This window comes from Streptomyces sp. NPDC006012, assembly GCF_042871185.1.
Taxonomy (GTDB): domain Bacteria; phylum Actinomycetota; class Actinomycetes; order Streptomycetales; family Streptomycetaceae; genus Streptomyces.
Genome location: NZ_JBIAIE010000012.1, coordinates 97689 through 122921, shown reverse-complemented (window position 1 = coordinate 122921; position 25233 = coordinate 97689). Strand labels below are relative to the sequence as shown.

Annotated in this window: 21 protein-coding genes; 12 read left to right on the top strand and 9 right to left on the bottom strand. The window is 73.2% G+C overall.

Annotated elements, in window-relative coordinates:
- Positions 1–34 precede the first annotated feature (34 nt).
- Positions 35–382: a VOC family protein gene (locus ACFYPJ_RS21665; RefSeq protein ID WP_389019440.1), complete on the bottom strand. Its 348-nt coding sequence runs from the start codon at positions 380–382 to the stop codon at positions 35–37.
- Positions 383–763: 381 nt separating this feature from the next.
- On the opposite strand from ACFYPJ_RS21665, the gene ACFYPJ_RS21660 reads away from it, so the two are divergent.
- Positions 764–2131 (top strand): NAD(P)/FAD-dependent oxidoreductase, encoded by a 1368-nt coding sequence (locus ACFYPJ_RS21660; protein ID WP_389019438.1) that lies wholly within the window; start codon positions 764–766, stop codon positions 2129–2131.
- Positions 2128–3975: a transketolase gene (locus ACFYPJ_RS21655; RefSeq protein WP_389019435.1), complete on the top strand. Its 1848-nt coding sequence runs from the start codon at positions 2128–2130 to the stop codon at positions 3973–3975. The genes ACFYPJ_RS21660 and ACFYPJ_RS21655 overlap by 4 nt, the downstream gene beginning before the upstream one ends.
- A gap of 247 nt (positions 3976–4222) precedes the next feature.
- Here ACFYPJ_RS21655 and ACFYPJ_RS21650 read toward each other — a convergent pair whose 3' ends face one another.
- On the bottom strand, positions 4223–4399 hold the full coding sequence (locus tag ACFYPJ_RS21650) for a hydrophobic protein (RefSeq protein ID WP_389019432.1): 177 nt from the start codon (positions 4397–4399) through the stop codon (positions 4223–4225).
- 42 nt (positions 4400–4441) lie between these two features.
- Positions 4442–5263, bottom strand: a complete 822-nt coding sequence (locus ACFYPJ_RS21645; RefSeq protein ID WP_389019429.1) for a class I SAM-dependent methyltransferase — start codon at positions 5261–5263, stop codon at positions 4442–4444.
- Positions 5264–5563: 300 nt separating this feature from the next.
- On the opposite strand from ACFYPJ_RS21645, the gene ACFYPJ_RS21640 reads away from it, so the two are divergent.
- The 3 genes from ACFYPJ_RS21640 (at position 5564) to ACFYPJ_RS21630 (ending at position 8462) form a co-directional block, all read left to right on the top strand.
- A complete protein-coding gene (locus ACFYPJ_RS21640) occupies positions 5564–6277 on the top strand; it encodes a histidine phosphatase family protein (protein WP_389019426.1) in 714 nt (237 codons plus the stop codon).
- Positions 6278–6470: 193 nt separating this feature from the next.
- Positions 6471–8090 carry an ABC-F family ATP-binding cassette domain-containing protein gene (locus ACFYPJ_RS21635; RefSeq protein ID WP_389019423.1) on the top strand — a complete coding sequence of 540 codons (1620 nt, stop codon included), beginning with the start codon at positions 6471–6473 and terminating at the stop codon, positions 8088–8090.
- A gap of 114 nt (positions 8091–8204) precedes the next feature.
- Entirely contained in the window at positions 8205–8462 is a 258-nt protein-coding gene (locus tag ACFYPJ_RS21630) for a DUF6158 family protein (RefSeq protein ID WP_389019420.1), read from the top strand.
- 201 nt (positions 8463–8663) lie between these two features.
- Here the strand turns inward: ACFYPJ_RS21630 and ACFYPJ_RS21625 are convergent, their stop codons facing one another.
- On the bottom strand, positions 8664–9047 hold the full coding sequence (locus ACFYPJ_RS21625) for a DUF2795 domain-containing protein (protein WP_389019417.1): 384 nt from the start codon (positions 9045–9047) through the stop codon (positions 8664–8666).
- A gap of 298 nt (positions 9048–9345) precedes the next feature.
- Between ACFYPJ_RS21625 and ACFYPJ_RS21620 the strand changes: the two genes are divergently transcribed.
- From ACFYPJ_RS21620 to ACFYPJ_RS21610, 3 genes are all read left to right on the top strand, one after another.
- The gene (locus ACFYPJ_RS21620) at positions 9346–10215 is read left to right on the top strand and encodes a hypothetical protein (protein ID WP_389019414.1); all 870 of its coding nucleotides are present in this window, start codon (positions 9346–9348) and stop codon (positions 10213–10215) included.
- A 189-nt stretch (positions 10216–10404) separates the two neighbouring features.
- Entirely contained in the window at positions 10405–11652 is a 1248-nt protein-coding gene (locus tag ACFYPJ_RS21615) for an aminotransferase class I/II-fold pyridoxal phosphate-dependent enzyme (protein ID WP_389019411.1), read from the top strand.
- The gene (locus ACFYPJ_RS21610; protein ID WP_389019408.1) at positions 11649–12710 is read left to right on the top strand and encodes an MBL fold metallo-hydrolase; all 1062 of its coding nucleotides are present in this window, start codon (positions 11649–11651) and stop codon (positions 12708–12710) included. The genes ACFYPJ_RS21615 and ACFYPJ_RS21610 overlap by 4 nt, the downstream gene beginning before the upstream one ends.
- A 154-nt stretch (positions 12711–12864) precedes the next feature.
- Here the strand turns inward: ACFYPJ_RS21610 and ACFYPJ_RS21605 are convergent, their stop codons facing one another.
- Together ACFYPJ_RS21605 and ACFYPJ_RS21600 are read right to left on the bottom strand one after the other, a co-directional pair.
- The gene (locus ACFYPJ_RS21605; RefSeq protein WP_389019406.1) at positions 12865–13515 is read right to left on the bottom strand and encodes a DedA family protein; all 651 of its coding nucleotides are present in this window, start codon (positions 13513–13515) and stop codon (positions 12865–12867) included.
- The gene (locus tag ACFYPJ_RS21600; RefSeq protein WP_389019403.1) at positions 13512–14285 is read right to left on the bottom strand and encodes an MBL fold metallo-hydrolase; all 774 of its coding nucleotides are present in this window, start codon (positions 14283–14285) and stop codon (positions 13512–13514) included. Before ACFYPJ_RS21600 ends, ACFYPJ_RS21605 begins: the two co-directional genes overlap by 4 nt.
- An 85-nt stretch (positions 14286–14370) precedes the next feature.
- Between ACFYPJ_RS21600 and ACFYPJ_RS21595 the strand changes: the two genes are divergently transcribed.
- The 4 genes from ACFYPJ_RS21595 to dnaK all read left to right on the top strand — a co-directional run bounded on the left by ACFYPJ_RS21595 (position 14371) and on the right by dnaK (position 19692).
- Positions 14371–14772: a hypothetical protein gene (locus tag ACFYPJ_RS21595; RefSeq protein ID WP_389019400.1), complete on the top strand. Its 402-nt coding sequence runs from the start codon at positions 14371–14373 to the stop codon at positions 14770–14772.
- Positions 14773–14888: 116 nt separating this feature from the next.
- Positions 14889–17069: a phage holin family protein gene (locus tag ACFYPJ_RS21590; protein WP_389019397.1), complete on the top strand. Its 2181-nt coding sequence runs from the start codon at positions 14889–14891 to the stop codon at positions 17067–17069.
- A gap of 185 nt (positions 17070–17254) precedes the next feature.
- Positions 17255–17680 (top strand): OsmC family protein, encoded by a 426-nt coding sequence (locus ACFYPJ_RS21585; RefSeq protein WP_389019394.1) that lies wholly within the window; start codon positions 17255–17257, stop codon positions 17678–17680.
- 131 nt (positions 17681–17811) lie between these two features.
- Positions 17812–19692 carry a molecular chaperone DnaK gene (dnaK, locus tag ACFYPJ_RS21580; RefSeq protein ID WP_389019391.1) on the top strand — a complete coding sequence of 627 codons (1881 nt, stop codon included), beginning with the start codon at positions 17812–17814 and terminating at the stop codon, positions 19690–19692.
- Positions 19693–19761: 69 nt separating this feature from the next.
- Here dnaK and car read toward each other — a convergent pair whose 3' ends face one another.
- The 3 genes from car to ACFYPJ_RS21565 form a co-directional block, all read right to left on the bottom strand.
- Positions 19762–23271, bottom strand: coding sequence for a carboxylic acid reductase (car, locus tag ACFYPJ_RS21575; RefSeq protein ID WP_389019704.1), 3510 nt, complete (start codon positions 23269–23271; stop codon positions 19762–19764).
- A gap of 279 nt (positions 23272–23550) precedes the next feature.
- A complete protein-coding gene (locus ACFYPJ_RS21570; RefSeq protein WP_389019388.1) occupies positions 23551–24363 on the bottom strand; it encodes an aminotransferase class IV family protein in 813 nt (270 codons plus the stop codon).
- A gap of 87 nt (positions 24364–24450) precedes the next feature.
- Positions 24451–25071 (bottom strand): TetR/AcrR family transcriptional regulator, encoded by a 621-nt coding sequence (locus ACFYPJ_RS21565; protein ID WP_389019385.1) that lies wholly within the window; start codon positions 25069–25071, stop codon positions 24451–24453.
- Positions 25072–25233 lie beyond the last annotated feature (162 nt).

Sequence of the window (25233 nt, the reverse complement as noted above, 5' to 3'; positions counted from 1 at the left end):
CCGCCGCCGCGGCGCGGGCGGCGGGGCGGTCGGGTCAGCTCCGGTGGTCGACGTACTCGAACACCGAACCGTCGGGGTGCATCGCGAGCAGCATGCTGCCCGCCGGTGTCGGCACCGGACCCGCCAGGACGTGTGCGCCGAGGTCCGTGAGCAGCCGTTGGGCCTCGTCCACGTCCTTGACGGCGATGGTCGCGGTCACCTTGCGCAGCAGCTCCAGCTCGGCCTCGGGGCCGCTCATCAGAAGAAAGGAACCGACCGCGGCGACCTGGACGCCACCGCGTTCGGACCGCATGGCCCTGCCGCCCGCGAGACGTTCGTAGAAGGGGATCGCGGTGTCGAGGTCGTCGACGCAGATACGCAGTGAGGCGCCCAGAATCTCCATGGTCACGAGCCTAGTTGGACCGCCCGGCCGATGAGATCGCTTCCTCCGATCACGCACCGTACCCCGCCAGGTCGCCCGCAAGACGCTCGGACGGCGTGCCCGGCCGGGCACGCCGTCGGCCGGGTGAACGGCGCCGCCCGGTGCCTGTTGGGTGGTGTCTGGGGCGGGTTGCTGGTCGGCCGGTGCCCGTCGGGGGCGGTGTTCGTGCTGTCCGTGGTGTCCGAGTCGTCCGAGGCGTGTCGCCGGCAGGTCGGCTCCGGCGGGCGATCCCGCCCGGCAGGTGCCGTGATCACCGGCCCGCCAGCCGGACATTTCCCGTTTTGAGTGCGGCGCTCGGGGGGACGCGGAGGTCTCGGACCCGTCGCACTGCTGGAGGCCCCCGTGAGCCGACCCCGCATCGTGATCGTCGGTGCCGGATTCGCCGGGTACCGTGCGGCCCGCACGCTGTCCCGGCGCATCGGACATCACGCCGACGTCACCCTGCTGAACGCGACCGACTACTTCCTGTACCTGCCCCTGCTGCCACAGGTCTCCGCGGGCATCCTGGAGCCGCGCCGTGTCACCGTCTCGCTCACCCGCACCCTGCGCGGTGTGCGCCTGGTGCTCGGCGTCGCCGACCGCATCGACCTCGCCGGGCGGGCCGTGCGCTACACCGACCCCGAGGGCCGGACCGCCACCCTCGGCTACGACCGGCTCGTGCTCGCCGTCGGCAGCGTCAACAAACTGCTGCCGGTGCCCGGTGTCGCCGAGTACGCGCACGGTTTCCGCGGCCTGCCCGAGGCGCTGTACCTGCGTGACCACGTCACCCGGCAACTGGAGCTGGCCGCCGACGACGACCCGCGCGGCGCCGCGGCACGCTGCACGTTCGTCGTGGTCGGCGCCGGTTACACCGGCACCGAGGTGGCCGCGCACATGCAGCGGTCCACCGCGGAGCTGGCCCGCAGACAGGCACTGCCGGACGGGGTGCAGCCCCGCTGGCTGCTGCTGGACATCGCGCCGCGGGTGCTGCCCGAACTGGACGAGCACCTCTCGCGCACCGCCGACCGCGTGCTGCGCCGACGGGGCGTCGACGTCCGCATGGGTACCTCCGTGCAGGAGGCCACGCACGACGGGGTCCGGCTCACCGACGGCGAGTTCGTCGAGACCCGCACGCTGGTGTGGTGCGTGGGTGTCCGGCCCGATCCGCTGGTCAAGGACGTCGGCCGCCCGCTGGAGCGTGGCCGGCTGATCGTCGATCCCCATCTGCAGGTGCCCGGGCAGCCGGACGTCTTCGCGTGCGGCGACGCGGCAGCGGTGCCCGACCTGGAACGGCCCGGTGAACTCACGCCGATGACCGCCCAGCACGCCTGGCGGCAGGGCGCGGTCGCCGCCGGCAACGTGGCCGCCTCGTTCGGCGTCGGACAGCGCCGCCCCTACCGCCATCGCGACCTGGGCTTCGTCGTGGACCTCGGGGGGACCCGGGCCGCCGCCGACCCGCTCGGCGTGCCGCTCTCCGGCCTCCCGGCCGCGGCGGTCACCCGCGGCTACCACCTGGCGGCGATGCCCGGCAACCGGGTCCGGGTCGCGGCCGACTGGCTCCTGGACACCGTACTGCCTCCGCAGGCCGTCCAGTTGGGGCTGGTGCGCTCCTGGTCGGTGCCGCTGGACACCTCCTCCCCCGAACTGGCCCGGGTGCCGGGCGGACCCGGGCCGAGCACCGGGAGCCATTCCGCCCCCGGCCCCGACACCTCCACCGAAGGAGCCCCATGAACACCGCCGAACTCACCGAGCTGGCCCAGCAGCTGAGGGTGGACAGCGTGCGCGCCGCCGCCGCGGCCGACTCCGGGCACCCCACCTCCTCGATGTCCGCCGCGGAGCTGATGGCGGTGCTGCTCGACCGCCATCTGCACTACGACTTCGAGCGTCCCGCCCATCCCGCCAACGACCGCTTCGTGCTGTCCAAGGGACACGCCTCGCCCCTGCTGTACGCCGCGTACAAGGCGGCCGGCTTCGTCGACGACGCCGAACTGCTGACCTTCCGTGCGCTCGGCAGCCGCCTGGAGGGCCACCCCACCCCGCGGCGGCTGCCGTGGGTGGAGACGGCCACCGGCTCGCTCGGCCAGGGGCTGCCGGTGGGCGTCGGCATCGCGCTGGCCGGCAAGCGGCTGGACCGCACCGGCTACCGCGTCTGGGTGCTGTGCGGGGACAGCGAACTCGCCGAGGGCTCCATCTGGGAGGCCGCGGAACACGCGGCGTACGAGCACCTGGACAACCTCACGGCGATCGTGGACGTCAACCGGCTCGGCCAGCGCGGGCCGACCCGGCACGGCCACGACCTCGACGCCTACGCCCGCCGGTTCAGCGCCTTCGGCTGGCACACGGTGGAGGTCGACGGCCACGACGTGGAGGCCGTCGACCGTGCCTTCACCGAGGCCGAGGCCACCAGCGGACAGCCCACCGTGATCCTCGCCCGCACCCTCAAGGGCAAGGGCGTCGCCTCCGTCCAGGACCGCGAGGGCCTGCACGGCAAGCCGCTGCCCGACCCGGAGGAGGCCGTCGCCGAGCTGGGCGGCCAGCGTGACCTGCGGGTACAGGTGCACGAGCCACGCACCGCCCGCCCCTCGCGCTTCGTCCCGACGGAGGTGCTGGAACTGCCCCGGTACGCGCGGGGCGACCGGATCGCCACCCGGGACGCGTTCGGCGAGGCGCTCGCCGCGCTGGGCACCGCCCGCGGGGACGTCGTCGCCCTGGACGGCGAGGTCGGCGACTCCACCCGTACCGAGTTCTTCGCCAAGGCGCACCCCGACCGGTTCTTCGAGTGCTACATCGCCGAACAGCAGCTGGTCGCCGCCGCGGTGGGCATGGCGGTGCGCGGCTGGGTACCGTTCGCCTCGACGTTCGCGGCGTTCTTCACGCGCGCCTTCGACTTCGTGCGCATGGCGTCGATCGGCGGCTCCGGCATCAATCTGATCGGCTCGCACGCGGGCGTCTCGATCGGTCAGGACGGGCCCTCCCAGATGGGCCTGGAGGATCTGGCGATGTTCCGGACCGTGTACGGCTCGACCGTGCTGTACCCGTGCGACGCCAACCAGACCGCCAAGCTGGTCGCCGCCATGGCCGGTCTGCCCGGCGTCCGCTATCTGCGCACCTCGCGCGGCGCGGGCCCGGTCGTCTACGACCCCGACGAGGACTTCCCGATCGGCGGCAGCAAGGTGCTGCGCTCCTCCGCCGCGGACCGGCTGACCGTGGTGGCCGCGGGCGTCACCCTGCCCGAGGCGCTGGCCGCCGCCGACCAGCTGGCGGGCGAGGACATCGCGATCCGGGTCGTCGATCTGTACTCCGTCAAGCCCGTCGACCGGCCGACCCTGCGCCTGGCCGCCGAGGAGACCGGCTGCCTGCTCACCGTGGAGGACCACCACGAGGAGGGCGGCATCGGGGACGCGGTGCTCGACGCCTTCCTCGACGGCAGGGCGGTGCCCCGCCTGGTCCGGCTGGCGGTGCGCACGATGCCGGGATCGGCCGAGTCCGACGAGCAGCTGCACGCCGCCGGCATCGACGCCCAGGCGATCGCGACGGCGGCCCGGCTGCTGGCCCGGGAGACGGTCCCGGGCTGAGCGGGACGGGGGCGGAGCGGCGGGACGAGGGGGGTGAGGCGGGACAGGCGGACGGGCCTGGGCCGGAGGGACGACGTGGGCGGGCCTGGGCCGGAGCGGCGAGGCGGGCGGGCCGGGTGCCGGTGCGGGCCGGCCCGCGCGCCGATGTAGGCCGGCCGGTCCGTCGACGTGCGCCGGCCCGCCCCGGCCGCGGCGTGCCCGCCGATTCCCCGGCGGGGCGGTACGACGGACGGGAACGCGCCGGACATCACCAACGGTGCCGGCGGCCGGGGTCGTGGCCTCCCGTGTGGAGCAGGCCGCGGACCAGGAGGCCCAGCAGCCAGACGACCAGCAACGCAAGCGCGATCCACCAGAGCAGTTTCACCACGAATCCGATGCCGAACAGGATCAGTACCACAAGCAGGACCAGCAGGATGGGAATCATCAGGGGCACCTCCTGCGCGCCGGGTTTCCCGGTAGCCGCGGATCAGGCGTCCTTGCGGCACAGGATTTCCCCGTGCAGCACCGCGAACCAGGCGTCCTCCCGCGCTCCCCAGTCCCGCCAGGCATCGGCCACGGCGCGCAGTTGCCCGGCCGTCGCGTGGCCGCCCCGGACGGCTCGCTCGGCGTACGACGAGGCCACGGTCCGCTCCGCCCACAGCCCGCTCCACCACGCCCGCTCCTCGGGTGCGGCGAACGTCCAGGTCCCGGAACCGGCCGTGATGTCCCGCAGCCCCGCGGCCCGTGCCCAGGACTTCAGGCGCCGCCCGGCGTCCGGCTCGCCGCCGTTGGCACGGGCCACCCGCCGGTACAGGTCCAGCCAGTCGTCCAGGCCGGGCAGCTGCGGGTACCAGGTCATCGCCGCGTAGTCCGCGTCGCGGACGGCGATGAAGCCGCCGGGAGCGGTCACCCGGTGCATCTCGCGCAGCGCCTGCACCGGGTCGCCGACGTGCTGGAGCACCTGGTGGGCGTGGACCACGCAGAACGTGTCGTCCGGATGGTCCAGGGCGTGGACGTCGGCGACCGCGAAGTCGACGTTGGCCAGTCCGCGTTCGGTGGCCGTGGCCCGGGCCTGGTCCAGGATGCCGGGTGCCTGGTCGACGCCGGTGACCTGCCCGTCCGGGACCAGTGCCGCCAGATCGGCGGTGATCGTCCCCGGGCCGCAGCCGATGTCCAGGATCTTCATGTGGGGCTTGATCGAACCGAGCAGGTACGCCGCGGAGTTGGCCGCAGTCCGCCAGGTGTGCGACCGCAGCACCGACTCGTGGTGCCCGTGGGTGTAGACGGCGGTCTCCCGCGGTGTCGGCATGGTCCTGCTCCTTCGCGTCGTCGCTCCGTACCGGCCCGCCGGGACCCGCGGCCCCGGTCGGCGGTACGCATCACCGTACGCGCGCCACTCGAATGGTGAGACCCACGTTTCAGGATACGGACAAGCGGGTGGGTGAAAGGCGAGCCGGTGAAGGGGGATGGGGGAGGGCCCGCTCGGTGTACCGGCCGGGCCGCGGAACAACGGGGGACGCTTGGGGCCAGGGGACGCCGGGTAGCCTGGACCGGTCGTTTCCCGCCTCCGGGCGGGGCGCTCAGCGGGAGGAACGGAGAGGAAACCGGTATGCGTCTGCTCCTGGTCAGGCACGGTCAGACCCCCTCCAACGTCGAGGGACTGCTCGACACCACGGTGCCCGGAGCGGGTCTGACCCCCCTCGGGCAGCGGCAGGCCGCCGCCCTGCCGATGGCGCTCGCCGACGAGGACATCGAGGCCGTGTACGTCTCCACCCTGGTCCGCACCCAGCTGACGGCCGCCCCGCTGGCCGCCGCCCGCGGCCTGGACGTCCGGATCCGGGACGGCCTCCGCGAGCTGGCCGCTGGCGACCTGGAGATGCTGCCCGGCGACACCGAACCGGGCCTCGCGTACATGAGGACGGTGTTCGCGTGGGCGGGCGGCGACACGGCGCTGCGCATGCCGGGCGCGGAGACCGGCGCCGAGGCGCTGGCCCGGTTCGACGCTGTGGTCGAGGAGGCCGCCGACGCTGCCACCGGGACGGTCGTCCTGGTCAGCCACGGTGCCGCGATCCGCATGTGGACGGCGGCCCGCGCGCACAACGTCGACGTCCCCTTCGTCGCCGACCACCCGCTGGAGAACACCGCCGTGGTCGTCCTGGAGGGCTCCCCGGCCGACGGCTGGAAGGTGCTGTCCTGGGAGGGCGCGGCACTGGCGCCCGCCGGGGCGAGCGGCCCGACCGGCGAGCCGCAACCGGTGCGACCCGGGCCCGCGGAGCCCGGCGTGGACGGCACCCGCCGCACCGACGGACCTGATGGGACCTGACCGACCCGGCGAACCCGGCCGGCCGGCCTGCGGGAGCGGCGCCCCGGTCGCCGAGAGCCCCGCCCGGGCCCGGCCGGACGGCCGGGCGCCGAGGGGACCGCACGGCCGGCCGGAACCTGGCTGGACGGCTCGCCCGGACACGGCTGGATAAGCGTTTGCCGCAAACAGGTGGCGGCCCGCAGAATTCCTCACCATGGGACATCTGGAAGCCGCGCACCTGGAGTACTACCTTCCCGACGGGAGGGCGCTGCTCGGCGACGTCTCCTTCCGGGTCGGCGAGGGCGCCGCAGTCGCCCTGGTCGGCCCCAACGGCGCGGGCAAGACCACCCTGCTCCGGCTGATCTCCGGGGAGCTGAAGCCGCACGCCGGCACGGTCACGGTCTCCGGCGGCCTGGGCGTGATGCGCCAGTTCGTGGGGTCCGTACGGGACGAGACGACCGTGCGCGACCTGCTGGTGTCCGTCGCCCCGCCGCGTATCCGCGAGGCCGCCCGGGCGGTCGACCGGGCCGAGCACGCCATCATGACCGTCGACGACGAGGCCGCCCAGATCCAGTACGCGCAGGCCCTCGCCGACTGGGCCGAGGCGCGCGGCTACGAGGCCGAGACCCTGTGGGACATGTGCACCACGGCCGCCCTCGGCGTGCCCTACGAAGGCGCCCAGTGGCGGGAGGTGCGCACTCTCTCCGGCGGCGAGCAGAAACGGCTCGTGCTGGAGGCGCTGCTGCGCGGCACCGACGAGGTGCTGCTGCTCGACGAGCCGGACAACTACCTCGACGTGCCCGGCAAACGCTGGCTGGAGGAACGGCTGCGGGAGACCGGCAAGACGGTGCTGTTCGTCTCGCACGACCGCGAACTCCTCGCCCGCGCCGCGGAGAAGATCGTCTCCGTCGAACCCTCTCCCGCGGGCGCCGACGCCTGGGTGCACGGTGGCGGCTTCACCACCTACCACGAGGCCCGACGCGAACGCTTCGCCCGCTTCGAGGAACTGCGCCGGCGCTGGGACGAGAAGCACGCGCAGCTGAAGAAGCTGGTGCTGAGCCTGCGTCAGGCGGCCACCAAGAGCCACGAACTGGCCTCCCGCTACCAGGCCGCGCAGACCCGGCTGCGGAAGTTCGAGGAGGCCGGACCGCCGCCCGAGCCGCCGCGCGAGCAGGACATCCGGATGCGGCTGAAGGGCGGCCGCACCGGGGTACGGGCCGTGACCTGCGTGGGTCTTGAGCTGACCGGCCTGATGAAACCCTTCGACCTGGAGGTCTTCTACGGCGAACGGGTCGCCGTGCTCGGCTCCAACGGCTCCGGCAAGTCACACTTCCTGCGGCTGCTCGCCGGCGACGAGGTGGCGCACACGGGGAAGTGGAAGCTGGGCGCGCGGGTCGTCCCCGGCCATTTCGCGCAGACCCATGCGCACCCCGAGCTGGCCGGCCGCACCCTGCTGGACATCCTGTGGAAGGACCACGCCCAGGACCGGGGCGCCGCCATGTCCCGGCTGCGCCGCTACGAGCTGACCAACCAGGCCGAGCAGTCCTTCGACCGGCTCTCCGGCGGGCAGCAGGCCCGTTTCCAGATCCTCCTGCTGGAGCTGGCCGGTGCCACCGCCCTGCTGCTCGACGAGCCCACCGACAACCTCGACCTGGAGTCCGCAGAGGCACTGCAGGAGGGCCTTGAAGCCTTCGATGGGACCGTCCTCGCGGTCACCCACGACCGCTGGTTCGCCCGCTCCTTCGACCGTTACCTGGTCTTCGGCAGCGACGGCCGGGTACGCGAGACCTCTGAGCCGGTCTGGGACGAGCGCCGGGTGGAGCGGGCGCGCTAGCGGCCCGGCCGGATGTTCGTACAGTGGATTCCAGGGACCAGTTGATCCCAGAGAGCAGTTGATCCCAGGGACCAGCGGATTCAGGAACGTCAGACACGACGAGCGGGGCACACCATGACCGGAGTCGACCCGGACCGTCTCGACGACCAGCAGCTCATGAAGGAACTGGAGACGATCCACCGCACGCGTCACGACACGCTGCTGTACGGATCGAACGACGCGTTGCGCGCCCACAACGAGCGCATGGCGCAGCTCGAAGGCGAGTATCTGCGCCGCAACCCGCGCCGTCCCGTCGTCGCGGGCCGCACCCGTGAGGGCGCGCGCGAGCGGCGCTGCGGGGGCGCGGTGACCCCCGACGTCACAGCCACCTGAGGCGGTCCTGGGACCTCCGGGCCGGCACCGGTGACCGGTGACCGGAGTGCCGGGCCCCGCCGTACGGACCGTGGCACGCCGGACGTCCGGAGCGCGCCGCCGGAGCGCTCGTCCGTCCCGTCTGCCGCCCGTCACGCGGAGGCCGCGGTGTGCGGACCGGGCCGCGACCGGTCGCTCGGTTGCGGCCGTCGCGGGACGCGGTCAGCGTCGCCGCAGGGTCATCGCCTCGGCCAGCTCCTGCACGCTGCCGTAGCGCGCCGACCGCGGCAGCCGCCGTACCGCCTTGATCAGGTCGTCGTGCGCGCGCCCGTGGCGCAGGGCGTTCGACAGCTCGCCCGGACCGGCCGGGAAGAGATGACGGCCCAGGAGCCTGGCCAGCTCCAGCCGCACCGACTCCAGGGACGTCCTGGCGGCGGTCCCCGGCCGCACCGGGCCGCGCCAGATCTCCGGGCCGTCCTCCGCGGAGGGTTCCGGGTCGTACCACTCCTCGGTCCGGACGGGGTGTCCGGACCTGAGCAGGTCCTTCAGCTCGGGCTTCATCTCGTCGTCCCGGTGCACGCTGAGCCGGTCACTGCCTCGCTGCATGTCTCCCTCCACATCTTTCACGGGTTGTGCACCGCGTACCCGGGGCGGGTCGGCCGACACACGGTTGCGGCAGCGGCCGGCCGGCCGCTGCCGCAACGGCCGGTCGGCCGTTTTCGGCGCCGGAAGGACAGGCCCGCCGAGGTCACCCGCCCGGCCGTTCGCGTCCCGCTAATGGGGTCCGGCCGCGCGCGGGGTGCGGCCCGGCGGGCTGTGATGGCAGCGGAGGGCATGACCGCCGTGCCCCCGCCGGGACACGGCCACCGTGCTCCCGCGGCCACCGCTGCCAAGGAGTCCGCTCATGCGTCGCACCGCCCGTGCCCTCGCCGTGGCCGCCCTGACCGGCGTCGTCGTGGGCACCGCCGCGGCCGGGTCCGCGGCTCCGGCCCCCGGCCGGCCCGACGGCACGGTCGCCGCGTCCCTGCCGTGCCCCGCCGCCACCGGCGGGGCCGCCCCGGACGCCGCCGTCACCCCCGACATCCTGACCGGTACGCGGATCACGGCGGGCGGGCTCGGCGAGGACCGCCCGGCGGCCGACGGCGAGTGCGCAGGCGGGACGGCCACGCGGGGGCGGGCACCGGGTACGACGGCCCCCGGTGTGCCCCGGGAAGGCGCGGGCCGGCTCGACGACACCGGGACGGCCACCGGCGGGAACGGATTCACCGGCGGGAACGGGATCACCGGCGGCGACGGGTCCGGGCTTCCCGATCCGGGCCTTGCCGAGCCGGCGCCCGCCGAGACGGGGATCCCCGATCCGGCGCGGTCCGGCGCGCACGACACCGGCGCCCCGTACACGGACCCGTACGACACGGGCGCCCCGGACCCGGGCAGGCACGACACGGGCACGCCCCACGGCACCACGCGCGCGCCCGGCACCGGCCGGTACGAGGACGGAACGAAGGAGAGCGGCGCGCAGGACGGCGGCGCTCAGGAGGACGGCGCGCACGCGTGCGGATCCACGAAGCAGTGCGGCGACGGGCGCACCTGTGACGATGCGCGGGCAGACACCGCCTGCGAACCGTCCGACGGGCCGCGCGGCGCGAACGCCGGGGCGGGAGGCGCCTTCAACGAGTCCGTACCGGCGCTCGTCACCGGCGGAGTACTGATCGCGGGCGCGTTCGGCGCCGCCGTGCACCGGTTGTGGCGCCGGAAGCCGGGCACGGACGGCTGACGCCGCACGGGACCGCACCCCGGACACGGACACGTGACGACGGCACACGTGACGACGGCACACGTGACGACGGCACACGTGACAGGACACGGACACGGACGACGACGGGACGCGCACGCGAGGCGTGCGCGGTACGGACCGGACCGCACGGGGACAGGACACGGCACCACGGACTGCGCGGAGGCGGAGATGCGGCGGACGGACCCCGAGGGCCACGGTCCCGTCCGGTACGGTCCGTCCCTGCCGGACGACGGGCTGCCCGTCCTGCCGGAACTGGCCGAGGTGCTCGCCGCGCACGCCCGGCACGCCGGGGGAGAGCCGGTGGGCGGCGCACCCGGGCTCCTCGGCGCGGCCGCAGGCTACTGGGCACGGCGCGGCCTGCCGGCCGGGCCCGACCGGGTGGCCGCCGGACCCGGCGCGGCCTCCCTGGTCCACGCGCTGACCGCCGCACTCGGCGGCGACGTGCTGGTACCGCGGCCCTGCGCCGCCTGGTGGGCGCCGTACGCGCGCCTGCTGGGCCGGCCCGTGTTCCATGTGGCGACACCGGCCGAGAGCGGTGGCGTCCCGGACTCGGCCGCCCTGCTGGAGACGGTGCGCCGGGTACGGGCCGAGGGAGGCGACCCCCGGCTGCTGGTGCTCTCCGTGGCCGACGACCCGACCGGCACCGTCGCCCCGCCCGAACTGGTGCACGAGGCCGTCGAGGCGGCCGAGGGCGAGGGACTGCACCTGATCAGCGACGAGACCTGGCGCGACACCCTGCACGCCCCGCGCGAGACCGTGCTGCTCAGCCCGGCCGAGATGCTGCCCGACCGGGTCACCGTGGTCACCGACCTGGCGGGCGCCCTGCTGCCGCCCGGCTGGCCCGCCGCCGTCGCCCGCTTCCCGGAGGGCCCGGCCGGGCAGGGGCTTCACGCGCGCGTGCTCGACGTGCTCACCGCGCTGGGCGCCGCTGTCGCGGACCCGGTCGCGGCCGCCGCCGCGTACGCGCTCGACGAACCCGAGCCCGTCGCCGTACGCCGCGCCGCCACCGTATGCCTGCACGCGCGCGTGGCCGGCGCCCTGCACGCCGTCGTGGTCGCTGCGGGCGCCCTGGCCCGCCCGCCGCAGGCCGGACGCCACCTGTACACCGATCTCGGTCCGCTGCACGCCGCGCTGGTCGCGCAAGGGGTCGGCGACGCCCAGGAATTGGAGGACTTCCTCACCGCCCGGCTCGGTATGCCCGCGCCCGGCGGCCACCGCTTCGGCGACGACCTCGGGGCGCTGCGGGTGCGGCTGGCCACCGGGCCGCTGTTGGACGGCACGGACGAGGAACGCACGGAATGCCTCACGTCACCCTCACCGTTGGAACTGCCACACGTGCAACGCGCGTTGATGTCCGTGAGATCGGTCTTCGGCGATCTCCGCGACGACGCCCAGCGATGGGAGCCTCCTCGATGACGCAGCAGACGCCGCAGTCCGGGTCGACCACCACGACCACCACGCCGACCGGGTCACCCGGCGTCCCGGCTGCCGTCGCACCCCCGTTCCCGCCGCTCGCCGAACCCCGCGCCCTGGGCGAACACCGGTTCTGGCCGCGGTCCTTCCACGACCGGCTCACCTCGCCCCTGCCCGGCTTCAGGTCCCTCGCCCGCTTCGCCCGCGAGGGCTCCGTGCGGCCCTCGCCCGAGGGCCTGGCCGACATCCCGCGGCTGCCCTACGAACCCGGCCCGCTGCCCCGGGTCGACGCGCGCACCATCGCCGTCAGCTGGGCGGGCCACGCCAGTTGGGTCGTGCGGATCGGCGGCCTGACCGTGCTCACCGACCCGGTCTGGTCCCGTCGCATCCTCGGCACCCCGGCCCGCATCACCCCGGTGGGCGTGGCCTGGAGTGCACTGCCGCGGGTCGACGCCGTCGTGATCAGCCACAACCACTACGACCACCTGGACGCCCCGACGCTGCGCCGACTCCCGCGCGACACGCCGGTGTTCGTGCCCGCGGGCCTCGGCCGCTGGTTCCGGCGGCGCCGGTTCACCACCGTGACCGAACTGGACTGGTGGGAGGCGGCCGAACTGTCCGGCGTCCGTTTCGACTTCGTGCCCGCCCACCACTGGTCCAAGCGCAGCCTCACCGACACCTGCCAGAGCCTGTGGGGCGGCTGGGTGTTCACCGACCCGGAGGGACAGCGGGTCTACTTCGCCGGCGACACCGGTTACGGCCACTGGTTCTCCCGCATCGGCCGTCGCTACCCGGACATCGACCTCGCCCTGCTCCCGATCGGCGCCTACGACCCGCGCTGGTGGCTCAGCGACGTGCACTGCGACCCGGAGGAGGCGGTGCGCGCGGCCCAGGACCTGGGCGCCCGCCGGATGGCGCCCATGCACTGGGGTGCTTTCGTCCTCTCCGCCGAGCCCGTTCTCGAACCGCTCACCCGGGTACGGGCCGAGTGGCAGAGAGCGGGCCTGGACCGCGCGGATCTGTGGGACCTGCCGGTGGGCGGCTCACGAGTGCTCGGCTGAGCCCTCCGCGGTCAGACCCCGTGACGCACCGGCGATCCTGCACGCCGACGATCCTGCACACGGGCGACCGCGCGGCCCGCCCTGCCCGGAACACGGGCGCCCGCCCCCGCCCGGAACACGGCTGCTCGCCCCCCGAGTACGGCGAGTACGGGGCTCACACGGGTCCATGGGTGTCCGTCTGGGCCCGGGCCGTCCCGCGGATCCGGCGCCACACGCCCGGTGCCCCGCTGATCGCCACGGTCAGCACGACCGCCGCGACCACCCCCTGCCAGGGCTCGGCGAACAGCGAACCGCCCAGGATGCCGATCAGCTGATACGTCACCGCCCAGGCCAGACAGGCCGGCAGGTTGCCGCGGGCGAAGCGGCGCAGAGGCCACCCGGCCATCAGGCAGGCCAGCATCACCGGTATGCGGCCGGCCGGGACCAGCCGGGACAGCACCAGCACCGCCACCCCGTGGTCGGCCAGCTTCTGCTGTGCCTGGGTCAGCCGGTCCTCGGGAGCCCGGGCCCGGATCGCCTCCAGCCAGCGCGAGCCGTTCCTCGACCCCATCCCGCGCCGGCCCAGCCAGTACAGCGCCACGTCCCCGAGGAACGCGGCCGGCGAGGCCGTCGCGAACACCAGCGCCAGCGCGAACGGGGCCGTCTGGTGGAAGGCGACCACCGCCGCCGAACTCACCAGCGCCCCGGTCGGCACCACCGGCACCAGCGCCCCGATCAGCACCAGCAGGAACAGCGTCGGATACCCGATCGCCTGCTGCGCGGCCTCCGGCGGCGGCGTGGTCGTCGCGGCCGCGAGCCAGCTCACCGCGCGACCTCCAGCCGTACGCTCTCCCCGTGCCCGAGCTTGTGCACCGCCACCTGGGGCGCGGCCTCCGCAGCGAGGCGCACGAACTCGTCGCCCGGCGCATGGAACTCATGGGGGCGCACGGCGTCCATCCCGATGGGCCAGTACGTGCCGTAGTGCACCGGCACCGCGCTGTGCGGCGCGAGCCCGGCCAGCGCCCGCGCGGCCCGCCCGGCGTCCAGGTGCCCCTCACCGAGGTGCGGACCCCAGCCGCCCACCGGCAGCAGGGCCAGGTCCACCGGCCCGACCTCCGCGGCCATCGAGTCGAACAGCCCGGTGTCCCCGGCGAAGTACGTCCGTGCCTGGCCCTCGACGACGTACCCGAGCGCGGGGGAGCGGTGCGGGCCGACCGGCAGCCTGCGCCCGTCGTGCAGCGCGTGTACCGCGCGGACGACCAGGTCACCGACCTCGATCCGGTCACCGGGGGACACCTCGGTGACCCGCAGCCCGTCGAGCCGTCGCAGCCCGGGCACCGCCCGTGGTGCGCCCCGGGGCACGAGCAGGCGCGTGCCCGGGGTGAGCCGGGCCAGCGAGGGCAGGTGCAGATGGTCGGCGTGCAGGTGGGAGACGAGTACCAGGTCCGCGCGGTGGGCGTCCGGGGGCGGCAGGGCGCCCCGGCGGCGGCGCAGATGCGCGAGCCGTCGTGCGAACAGTGGGTCGGTAAGTACACGTATGTTCGAATCTTTGATCGTGCAGGTCGCGTGACCCCACCAGGTGACCTCCACCGGCACCTTCTTCGCCTCCTTCGCGCGACTCCCCCGAAGCCTACGGGCAGGAGTAGGGTCGGCGGGGAAACCCGGAGGTGAGGGGGGCTCCATGGGACCGGTTCGGGTCACGGCGATCGCGAGTCTGACGCCGCTGGAGGAACTGGAGGCGGATCCCTTCCTGGTGGATTCCCGCAGTCAGCACGCGATGTGCGCACACTGGGCCGCCGAACGCGGTTACGTCGTCACCCGGGAACTGCTGGTGCGGGGGCTCAGGACCGACCACGGCGTGCTGTGGGAGGGGGTGCGGCCCGGCGTGGACGTCTTCGTGGCACCGAGCCGCCGGGTCCTGGAGAGCGCGCTGTTCTCGGTGGAGCAGTTCACCGCGGAGTGCGCGCGGCGCGGGGTGCGCGTCGAGACCGTCGGCCGGGCCGAACCACGCTACGACGCCCAGATGAAGGCCCGGGTGCACCGCCGGCTGTCCATGCCCACCGCCGGATACGACGGCAGGTAGCCGCAGCACCGGGACGGCACCGGCCCGACGCCGCCGGGTCCGGCCGTACCGGCCGTATGACAAGGTGGGCGGACGGGCCCGCGCGGCGACGGGCCGGAACGTGAGGGGTACGGGGCGTGCGTGGCGGGCGGTGGCGGCGACTACTCAGCCAGGTCGGGCGGAGCGTCACGGTGTGGGCGGTCTCCACGCTCACCATGCTGGTGCTCGCCGCGATCCTGCCCGACTTCCAGCTCCAGTCGGCCGACGGCGACAGCGCCACCCGCATCGCCGTCACCGCCGCGCTCGGCGCGGGCGCCTTCGGTGTGCTGTCGGCCGTGGTCTGGCCCGTCCTCGTGCGGCTGCTGCTGCTCGTGCCCGCGCTCGTCCTCGGACTGCTCGTCTTCTTCCTCAACGGCTCGCTGCTGCTGCTCGCGCTGCGCATCAACCCCACCGGCCGGGGCGCCGTGGCCCCCGAGACCGCCGTGATCGTGGCCGCCGTGATGTCCGCCGTCGCCTCCGCCACCAGCGCCGCCCTGGTCGTCCGGGACGACGAGGCGTACCGGCGCCGGCTGCACCGGCTCGCCGACCGGCGCGGCCGCTTCCGACCGCCGTGCCCGGTGACCCCCGGCACCGTCTTCATCCAACTCGACGGCGTCGGCCACGACGTGCTCACCGACGCCGTCGCCAAGGGGCTCATGCCGACCGCCGCCCGCTGGCTCGGCACGGGCGACGGGCGGAACCCCAGCCACCGGCTGACCTGCTGGCGCACCGACTGGTCCAGCCAGACGGGCGCCAGCCAGCTCGGCATCCTGCACGGCAGCACCTTCGACATACCCGCCTTCCGCTGGTACGAGAAGGAGCACCGCGAGGTGATGGTCTGCAACCGCCCGGCCAGCGCCGCCGAACTCCAGCGCCGCGCCGTCGCCCGCACCGGCGACGGCGGACTGCTCGGCGCGGACGGCGCGAGTCGCGGCAACCTGTTCAGCGGCGGGGCCGACGAGCAGGCCCTCGTGCTGTCCATCGCCGTCCGCCGCCGCGGCCGGGAGAACCGCTCCCGGTCAGGCTACTTCGCCTACTTCTCCGACCCCGCCAACGCCGTCCGCACCGCCCTGTCCTTCTTCGCGGAGGTCGGCCGCGAGATCTTCCAGTCCACCCGGGCCCGGATCGGGAAGCAGCGGCCGCGGGTGGGGCGCGGCGGCCTCTACCCGCTGGTGCGCGCCTTCGCCACCGTGGTCGAACGGGACGTCGTGGTCGCCGCGGTGGTCGGCGACATGCTCGTCGGCCGCACCGCCGTCTACGCCGACCTGGTCGCCTACGACGAGGTGGCCCACCACTCCGGGCCGCACAGCCAGGACGCCGCGATGGTGCTGCGCCGGCTGGACCGCTCGCTCGCGCTGATCGCGAAGGTCGCCGAGCACACCCCGCGGCCCTACCGGATCGTCGTCCTCTCCGACCACGGACAGAGCCCCGGCGAGACCTTCCGCGCCCGTTACGGCCTCACCCTCGGCGACCTCGTCCGGGCCGGCAGCGGGCTGCACGTACCGCGCCGCGCCGATCAGACCCGCAGCGGCACGGAGGCACGGGCCGCCGTACGGGCCGCCCTGCGCAGGCCGGTCGAGGAGGGCGGCGAACAGCGCCGTCCGGTGCGCCGCCGCTCCGAGCCGATCGTCCTCGCCTCCGGCAACCTCGGCCTGGTCTCCTTCCCGGACGTGCCGCACCGCTTGACCAAGGAGGAGATCGACGCCCGCCATCCCGCCCTGCTCGGCGCGCTCGCCAACCACCCCGGCATCGGCTTCCTGCTGGTGCGCAGCGCGCAGCACGGCGGGGTGGTGCTCGGCGCGTACGGCGTGGAGATCCCGCTCGACCGGCTCGACGACGAGCCCGGGCTGCTCGACCGGTTCGGACCCGGCGCCGCCGACGCCGTGCGCCGCACCCACTCCTTCCCGCACACCGCCGACATCATGGTCAACTCCGCGTACGAGCCGGACGACGGCGAAGTCCTCGCCTTCGAGGAGCAGATCGGGTCGCACGGCGGGCTGGGCGGCGCCCAGTCCCGGCCGTTCCTGCTGTCACCCGTCGAGCTGTCCGCACCGGCCGCCGACGGCCGGCTCCTGGTCGGCGCCGAAGAGGTCCATCGTGTCCTGCGCCGCTGGCTGAGCGAGTCCAACGGTCCCCAGGTGCCCCTTCCCACGGACACCGAAGCGGACGCGAAGAGAGACACGGACGCGGCGAGGAACGCGGGCCCGAAGAGGGGCGCGAGCACCGAGACGGTGTTGGGCTCGGGCTCGGACCCGGATTCGGACAGCCAGGCGGCCTGAACACCGCCGGTGCGCCGGGAGCCCGCCTGCCTGGTCCCGCAGGGCCGTCGCCTGCCGTTCACCTCGCAAGGCCAGGTCTTCAGGGTGCGGTGAGCGCGGATGTGATCGGATGGGCCGTGAACTCCCCCCGGCCCGCGCCGGGAAGAGGGCGCCCCGCTCCGGGACCACACGCGAAAGGAACAACCGTGGCTACCACGCGCACCGCACACACCGTCTGGGAAGGCAACCTGATCGAGGGCAACGGAGTCGTCACCTTCGACTCCTCCGGCATCGGCGAGCAGCCGGTGTCGTGGGCGTCGCGTTCCGAGAAGGCGAACGGCAAGACCAGCCCGGAGGAGCTGATCGCCGCCGCGCACTCCAGCTGCTTCTCCATGGCGCTGTCGAACAGCCTGACCAAGGCGGGCACCCCGCCCACCAGGCTCGTCACCTCGGCCGACGTGGACTTCCAGCCGGGCCAGGGCATCACCGGCATCCAGCTGACCGTCGAGGGCACGGTTCCGGGCCTGGACAATGACGCCTTCGTCGCCGCCGCCGAGGACGCCAAGAAGAACTGCCCGGTCAGCCAGGCCCTGGCCGGCACGACCATCACGCTGTCGGCGAAGCTCGCCTGACGCCGCCACGTTCCACGGTGCCGCGCCCTCCAGGGGGTGCGGCACCGCCCTTTCGGGGTACCCGGCATTGACAACAGCGCACTCAAGTTTTGTGCTGGATTGGGGGCACGCCCGGGCGGAAGGGGACGGAGATGGCACGCGCGGTCGGGATCGATCTCGGTACGACGAACTCGGTGGTGGCCGTCCTGGAGGGCGGTGAGCCCACCGTCGTCGCCAACGCCGAGGGAGCGAGGACCACCCCGTCGGTCGTGGCCTTCGCCAAGAACGGTGAAGTACTGGTCGGTGAGGTCGCCAAACGGCAGGCCGTGACGAACGTGGAGCGCACCGCGCGCTCCGTCAAGCGGCACATGGGCGACGCGGACTGGCGCTTCCCGGAGAGCGGCACCGTCGACGGCACCCGCTACCGGGCCCAGGAGCTGTCGGCGCGGGTGCTGCAGAAGCTGAAGCGGGACGCCGAGTCCTACCTCGGCGAGGACGTCACCGACGCGGTGATCACCGTACCGGCGTACTTCGACGACGCGCAGCGGCAGGCGACCAAGGAAGCCGGCGAGATCGCCGGTCTGAAGGTGCTGCGGATCATCAACGAGCCGACGGCGGCGGCCCTGGCCTACGGACTCGACCGCGGCGAGGAGCAGACCGTCCTCGTCTTCGACCTCGGCGGCGGCACCTTCGACGTCTCCCTGCTGGAGATCGGCGACGGCGTCATCGAGGTGAAGGCCACCAACGGCGACACCCATCTAGGTGGTGACGACTGGGACCAGCGGGTCGTCGAACACCTGGTCAAGAAGTTCAAGGGGGAGAACGGCATCGACCTCGGGGCCGACAAGATGGCCGGGCAGCGGCTGCGTGAGGCCGCCGAGAAGGCCAAGATCGAGCTGTCGTCCTCGTCCGAGACCGGCATCAACCTCCCCTACATCACGGCATCCGCCGCGGGCCCGCTGCACCTGGACGAGAAGTTGACCCGCGCCCAGTTCCAGGAGCTCACCGCCGATCTGCTCGACCGCTGCAAGACCCCCTTCCACCAGGCGGTCAAGGACGCCGGAGTGAAGCTCTCCGCCATCGACCACGTGATCCTGGTCGGCGGCTCCACCCGGATGCCCGCTGTCACCGACCTGGTCAAGGAACTCACCGGGAAGGAACCGCACAAGGGCGTCAACCCCGACGAGGTGGTGGCGGTCGGTGCCACCCTCCAGGCCGGGGTGATCCGCGGCGACGTCAAGGACGTGCTGCTCCTCGACGTCACCCCGCTGTCCCTGGGCATCGAGACCAAGGGCGGCATCATGACGAAGCTCATCGAACGCAACACGACCATTCCGACCCGCCGTTCGGAGATCTTCACCACGGCCGACGACAACCAGCCCTCCGTGGGCATCCAGGTCTACCAGGGTGAACGGGAGATCGCCGCGTACAACAAGAAGCTGGGCGTCTTCGACCTCACCGGACTGCCGCCCGCCCCGCGCGGAGTGCCGCAGATCGAGGTGGCCTTCGACATCGACGCCAACGGGATCATGCATGTCTCGGCGAAGGACCTGGCCACCGGCCGCGAGCAGAAGATGACGGTGACCGGCGGTTCCGCCCTCCCCAAGGACGACATCGACCGCATGATGCGGGAGGCCGAGCAGTACGCGGAGGAGGACCACAGGCGCCGCGAGGCCGCCGAGACCCGCAACCAGGGCGAGCAACTCGTCTACCAGACGGAGAAGTTCCTCCGGGAGAACCAGGACCGGATTCCCGCCGACACCAAGTCCGAGGTCGAGTCGGCGACAGCGGAGCTGAAGACGCTGCTGGAGCAGCACGCGAACAGCGCGGACGGCGCCGACACCGCCGCCCTGCGCACCGGAGTGGAGAAGCTGGCCTCCGTCAGCCAGCGCATGGGCCAGGCGATGTACGAGCAGGCCGGGCAGCAGACCTCGGCCCGGACCACCGAGCACCCCCCACCGGCGGACGAGGAGGACGTGGTCGACGCGGAGATCGTCGACGACGAACGGAACACCAAGGGCGGCGCCGCCTGAGCCGGGCCGGCGGCCCTCGCCGGGCCGCGGCGTACGCGGACGGCGAGGGCCCGGGCGGGGGGCGCCCGGTCAGACGGTCAGCAGGCGTCGCAGGTCCGCGGCGTACTTGCGGACGAGGGACGCGGAGAGGTGCGGGATGTCGCGCAGGGCGCCGATACCGGTCTCCTGGACGGCCGCCCGGAAGCGGGCCGACGGCACGACCGAGCCGGGCACCGGCGGCTCCGGCTCCTGGAAGCCGTGCAGCAGCGGCAGCACCGAGTGCTGCCGCTGTGCCTCCGGCAGGGCTCGGAGGGCGGCTTCCAGGCGGATCAGCCAGTCACGGTGGTCCTCGATGCGTTCGACGCGGTGGCCGTCCTCGGCCAGCCAGTCCACGAACGTGTCCAGCGAGACGCCGTCGTCGTGCGGGTTCACGAGGCTGAAGGTGCGGTACCCGGCGGCGGCCGGACCCAGCGCGACGACCGCGGCGGCGGTGAAGTCGACGGGCAGTCCGTCGTAGTGGGCCCGCGGCCGTCCGCCGTCCGCGGCCCGGTAGAAGGACCGCGGGGCCAGGCCCGTGGCGAGGACGCTGAACAGCAGCCGGCTGAACATGTCCGGCACGTTGAGCTGCCCGGCGTACCGGCTGTGCGCCAGGATCATGTTGGAGCGGAACACCGTCACCGGCAGTCCGCACAGGTCGTGCGCCTCGCGCAACAGCACCTCACCGGCCCACTTGCTCGTCGCGTACCCGCTGGCGTACCCGTCGTCGACCGGCTGGGCGGGCAGCGCGGCGCGGACGTCGGAGTCCTCGTCGAGCGGCCCGTTTGCCCGGGACGCGGACACGGCCACGCTGGAGATGTACGTGAACGGCTTGAGCCGGCCGGTCAGGGACAGCCGGATCAGTTCGGCGGTGCCGACCACGTTCGCGTCGAAGAGGTGGTTGTAGGGCAGGACGTGGTTCACCAGCGCACCCGCGTGGACGATCAGGTCCACCTGCTCGGCCAGCCGGTCCCAGGTCGCCTCGTCCAGACCGAGTCCGGGCTCGGCGATGTCGCCCGCCAGGACCTCCAGGTGCCCGGTGGCCAACTCCGCGAAGTGTCCGGTCAACCGGGCGTCGGCGGTGCCGAAGGCGTCGGTCAGACGCTGCCGGGCGGCCGTCGCGTCCTTGCCGCGGACCACGACGGTCAGCGTGCCGCCCGCGGGGGCGAGCCGCTCCAGCCACTCCAGGGCGAGGAACCGGCCCAGGTATCCGCTCGCACCCGTCAGCAGGACATGGCGCGGTTCGCCCTCGGTGCGCGGCAGCGACCGGGCGCCGTCCAGGGTGCGGGTGTCGAGGAACCGGTCCAGGGTGAGGTCCTTGGCGTACACCTCGGTGACGTCCGCGCCGTGCACCGACGTGAACGCGGGCCGGGTCGTGGCGGTCGCCCGCTTGGCCTCGACGTACGCGGCGAGCTGCCGCAGGTCGTGCGCCGGGCTGATGATGACGTCGACGGGCACCCGGATGCCGAAGGTGTCGTGCAGCAGGTCGGACAGCGACACCGCCGAGAGCGAGTCGCCGCCGAGGTCCCGGAAGTGCGCGGCGGGGCTCACCTCGGCGGTGGCACCGGCGAGCAGTGCCCGTGCCGCCCGCTGGACCGTCTCAAGGACCGGCCGGCCGGCGCCCGTACGGCGCAGGTCGTGCAGTTCCTGGCTCTCCCGCTCGGCGAGGTCGGCGTACATCTGCTCCAGCCGTTCGCCGTACCGCTCCACGAGCTTGGGCCACAGCAGTTTGCGGTGGTCCGAGAGCAGCCCGTTGGCCTGGCTGAACGGTTCGGTCTCCAGGAGCAGGCCACGGGGAATCTCGTACGAGTTGAGGCCCCGGTCCTTCGCGATCTGCTGAAACGATTCGCTGAGCAGTTGTTCGAGACGGCCGCTCTCCTCCCCGTACCGGGCCAGGGCGTCCGTGGTGGGCACGACGACGGCGAGCAGGTACGAGCGCTCGCTGTTGCCGTGGACGAAGATCTGCCGCACCAGTGGCGCGGCCGCGAAGAACGCCTCCAGCCGGGAGGTCGCCACGAACTCGCCCTGGGACAGCTTGAGGACGCTCTTGCGGCGGTCCACGACGGCGATCCGGTCCGGCGCCGTCGCCGCCACGATGTCCCCGGTCCGGTAGTAGCCGTCCGCGTCGAACAGGTCCGCCGTGAGTTCGGGCTGCCGGTAGTAGCCGGGGATGACCGCGTCGGTCCTGAGCAGCAGCTCACCGCGCGGGTGCGGGGTGTCGGTGCGGAAGTAGCCCAGTTCGGGCACATCGGCCAGCTTGTAGTCGGTCACCGGCGGGCGCAGCAGTTCGCCGTCGACGGAGATGCCCGCCGCCTCCGTGGACCCGTAGACGATGTGCAGCGGTATGCCGAGCAGGGCCTCGATGAACTCGGTCAGTTCGGCGGACAGCGGCGCGGAGCTGTTGCTGGCCCAGGTGACGCGTCCGCCGAGGACGTCGTCGCGCAGGTGGGCGCGCGCCTCGGCCGCGGCCGTCCTGGGGTCGGCGCCCGCGTCCGTGCGCCGGTTCAGCTCGCTCCGGTAGCGCTGGTGGAGCATTTCGCACACGCGGGGCACGAGAGACAGTTCGGTGGGGCGTATGAGGGCGATGTCCTCGAAGAACGTCGACAGGTCGCTGGTGGCGGTGAAGCAGGTGACACCGCCGCGCACCAGCGCGTTCTTCAGTGAGGAGTGGCCGGCGACATGGCTCATCGGCATGTAGTTGACGGTGACGACCTCGGTGCCGGCGAACAGTTTCGACCAGGCACCGCCCCACATCGCCCTGGCCAGCCGCTCGGTGTACATGGCGCCCTTCGGGGTGCCGGTGCTCCCCGAGGTGTAGATGAGCATCGCGAGGGGGTCCTCGTCGTCGCCGGGCGCGTACAGCGGCGCGTGCGGCAGCTTTGCGCCGCGGGCGAGGACGTCCGACAGGGCGACCACGTCCACGTCCCGGCCCGCCTCGGCGAGGAGTGCGGCGGCGGCGGAGATCCGGTCCGCCTGGTCCTCGGCGCCCGGGTGGTGGTCGAAGACGACCAGGCGCTGCACCGACGTCGTGCGCCGGGCCAGTTCGGCCGCCGCGTCCAGCCGCTCGACGCTCGCGGCGACGAGGAACGGCTCGGTCTCCGCCACGATGGACGCCAGCTGCTCGACCGGGGCGCTGGTCTGCAACGGCACGCTGACCGTGCCGAGATGGACGCAGGCCAGGTCCAGGGTCGCGTAGTCCCGGCTGGTGAAGCCGAGCAGGGCCACCCGGTCGCCCGCGCTCAGCGGCCGCTCGGGATGGCGGTGCCATTCGCTCGCCACCGCACGGATGCGGTCCCATAGTTCGCGGTAGCTGGTCGTTGCGTAGCGTGGCAGCAGCCGGACCGACACCCGTCCGGTCCGGGCGTCCCGCACGAACTCCTTCGCGCGTTCAGCGACGGCGGGCCGGTCCGCATGGCGCTCAAAGACGTCTTCCATTACTTGCGCAAGTCGCAATGTTGCCTCCGCGTCGCATAGTTGGCGGATCGGTGTCGTGGGGGGAAAGGAAAGATGCGCATCGGCAGAGCGGTTCGTCCTCGGGGATCCGCGAGAAAAAGCGCCGGTCAGGGATCCCCGCCCAGATGCTAAGCAGACCGGATCGGACGCGCGGAGAAAAACACCACGGATCCGTCAGGTCGGGTGCGGCGGCGTGCTATTCCCGGCCACGGAATACCGGAAGAGAAGAAGGGCCCCGCGCGGGTATTCCGGCGCAGGGCCTGAGGCCGTTCCGTACGGTACTCGTACGGCGCCGCTCACGCGGCGGTGCTCGTCATGTGCCGTTCATGCGGCGGTGCTCATACGCCGGTGTTCAATCGGCGGTTCGCGGTGGTCGTCCTGCGGCGGTGCTCACGCGGTGCCGAGGGGTTCGGCCTCGTAGGCGCGGTGCAGGAGGTCGAGGAAGGCGGGGGCCTCCGGCAGCGGTACCTGGCCGATCCGGTGCACCGCGACGCCCGGGGTCCAGGAGTTCAGCACGGCGCAGCCGGCCAGTGAGGGCAGGTCGGCGAGGGTGATGTCCGCCTCGCGCTGCGGGACGTCCAGGCGGTCCAACTGCCTGCGGACGATGCCCATGGTGACCCCGTGGAGCATCTCGGCGGACGGCCAGACCACACCGGAACCGTCCCAGAACGCGAGGTTCCAGATGGACGCCTCGCTGAGCCGGCCCCGGCGGTCGAGGAAGGCGGCGTCGTCGAAGCCCTGGGCCACCGCCTGGCGCAGGAAGAACGTCTTGGCCGGTTCGCCGACGTGTTTCACCGACGGCAGGAACCGTTCGTGGCGCACCGCCGAGAGCGCCAGCGGCCCCTTGGGGCCGTTCGCGGGTGGCGCGGTGCGGATCAGCACGTGAGGGAAGGTGCCGGGGTCGGTGGGGGTGAACTCGCCGGCCGGGTCGTGGAGCGTGACCGTCAGGGAGAGGTCGGCGGGTGCGTCCCGTAGCGCGTCCCGCAGTTGGGCCCGTACCCGGTCATCGGGCGTGGTGCGGCCGAAGAGCTCCAGCGAGCCGTGCCGCAGCCGCGCCAGGTGCAGGTCGAGGCCGCGGATCCGGCCCCCGCGCACCTGCATCGCCGTGAAGTGGGCGTACCCCATGAAGGCGAGCGGAACCAGGGCTTGCGCGGTGGGTGTCTCGCCGTTGTGCCGGACCAGGAATTCCTGAGGAAGTGCCATACCGGGACAACGACGGGATTTCCGGGCGGACACTCTCCGGAGCGGCCCGCCGAGCGCCCTGGCCCCGGACTCCGCCGAACGTCCTGGCTACGGACTCCGCCGGGGCCGGGGCCAGGCGTTCGCGGCCTGCTGTGCGAAGCCGTCGAGCAGTACCTCCAGGCCCACCGCGAAGTCGTCCTCGGTGGGTCTGATCGGTGACTGGCCGGGTTCGTCGTCGCCGGGCAGGAGCTGCTGCGCCACGCGCTGGATGGAGGCGCCCTGCACATACGACCAGACGGTGAGGGTGAGCGTGCGGGCCAGCTCGGGGTCGTCGGTCAGATCGGCGAGCGCGTCCGTCATCCAGTCGAGGCACGTGGTGTCGGAGAAGTGGCGGGCGGACGCCTGGGTGACGAGGGTCCACGGATGCTTGCGGTAGACCTCCCGGTCGAGTTCGACCGCGAGCCGTACGGCGTCGCGCCAGTGCGGTGGTGGTGGGGACGGATAGGGGTGTTCCTCACAGACCGAGCGGGTGATCGCCGTGAGCAGCTCGTCCTTGTTCGCGATGTGCCGGTACAGGGACATGACCCCGGAGTCGAGGTCGTGGGCTAGGCGCCGCATGGAGAGTGCGGCGATGCCCTCCGCGTCGGCGATGCGGATCGCGGCGCTGATGATGGCGCGTCGGGTGAGTCCGAGTGAACTCGCCTGCCCGCCTTGCGTCTTGATGGCCATGCTGTAGTCTAACCAGCGGTATGGGTACGCCGTACGCACAATCACGCGTACGGCGTACGCCAGGCGTTTCGCGTACGCCATACGCGTGATATTCGCGTACACCGTATGCATGGTGTGCCGACGAACGTGTCCGACTTTGCGTGAACAACTTCGCACCTTCCC

Bases quoted from the DNA above. Each gene is read 5' to 3' on its own strand.
- ACFYPJ_RS21595 (WP_389019400.1), top strand. From the start codon at position 14,371: ATGGGACCGGTTCGGGTCACGGCGATCGCGAGTCTGACGCCGCTGGAG.
- ACFYPJ_RS21625 (WP_389019417.1), bottom strand. From the start codon at position 9,047: ATGCAGCGAGGCAGTGACCGGCTCAGCGTGCACCGGGACGACGAGATG.
- ACFYPJ_RS21620 (WP_389019414.1), top strand. From the start codon at position 9,346: ATGCGTCGCACCGCCCGTGCCCTCGCCGTGGCCGCCCTGACCGGCGTC.
- ACFYPJ_RS21610 (WP_389019408.1), top strand. From the start codon at position 11,649: ATGACGCAGCAGACGCCGCAGTCCGGGTCGACCACCACGACCACCACG.
- ACFYPJ_RS21645 (WP_389019429.1), bottom strand. From the start codon at position 5,263: ATGCCGACACCGCGGGAGACCGCCGTCTACACCCACGGGCACCACGAG.
- ACFYPJ_RS21640 (WP_389019426.1), top strand. From the start codon at position 5,564: ATGCGTCTGCTCCTGGTCAGGCACGGTCAGACCCCCTCCAACGTCGAG.
- ACFYPJ_RS21565 (WP_389019385.1), bottom strand. From the start codon at position 25,071: ATGGCCATCAAGACGCAAGGCGGGCAGGCGAGTTCACTCGGACTCACC.
- ACFYPJ_RS21630 (WP_389019420.1), top strand. From the start codon at position 8,205: ATGACCGGAGTCGACCCGGACCGTCTCGACGACCAGCAGCTCATGAAG.
- dnaK (WP_389019391.1), top strand. From the start codon at position 17,812: ATGGCACGCGCGGTCGGGATCGATCTCGGTACGACGAACTCGGTGGTG.
- ACFYPJ_RS21665 (WP_389019440.1), bottom strand. From the start codon at position 382: ATGGAGATTCTGGGCGCCTCACTGCGTATCTGCGTCGACGACCTCGAC.
- ACFYPJ_RS21655 (WP_389019435.1), top strand. From the start codon at position 2,128: ATGAACACCGCCGAACTCACCGAGCTGGCCCAGCAGCTGAGGGTGGAC.
- ACFYPJ_RS21615 (WP_389019411.1), top strand. From the start codon at position 10,405: ATGCGGCGGACGGACCCCGAGGGCCACGGTCCCGTCCGGTACGGTCCG.
- ACFYPJ_RS21635 (WP_389019423.1), top strand. From the start codon at position 6,471: ATGGGACATCTGGAAGCCGCGCACCTGGAGTACTACCTTCCCGACGGG.
- ACFYPJ_RS21570 (WP_389019388.1), bottom strand. From the start codon at position 24,363: ATGGCACTTCCTCAGGAATTCCTGGTCCGGCACAACGGCGAGACACCC.
- ACFYPJ_RS21650 (WP_389019432.1), bottom strand. From the start codon at position 4,399: ATGATTCCCATCCTGCTGGTCCTGCTTGTGGTACTGATCCTGTTCGGC.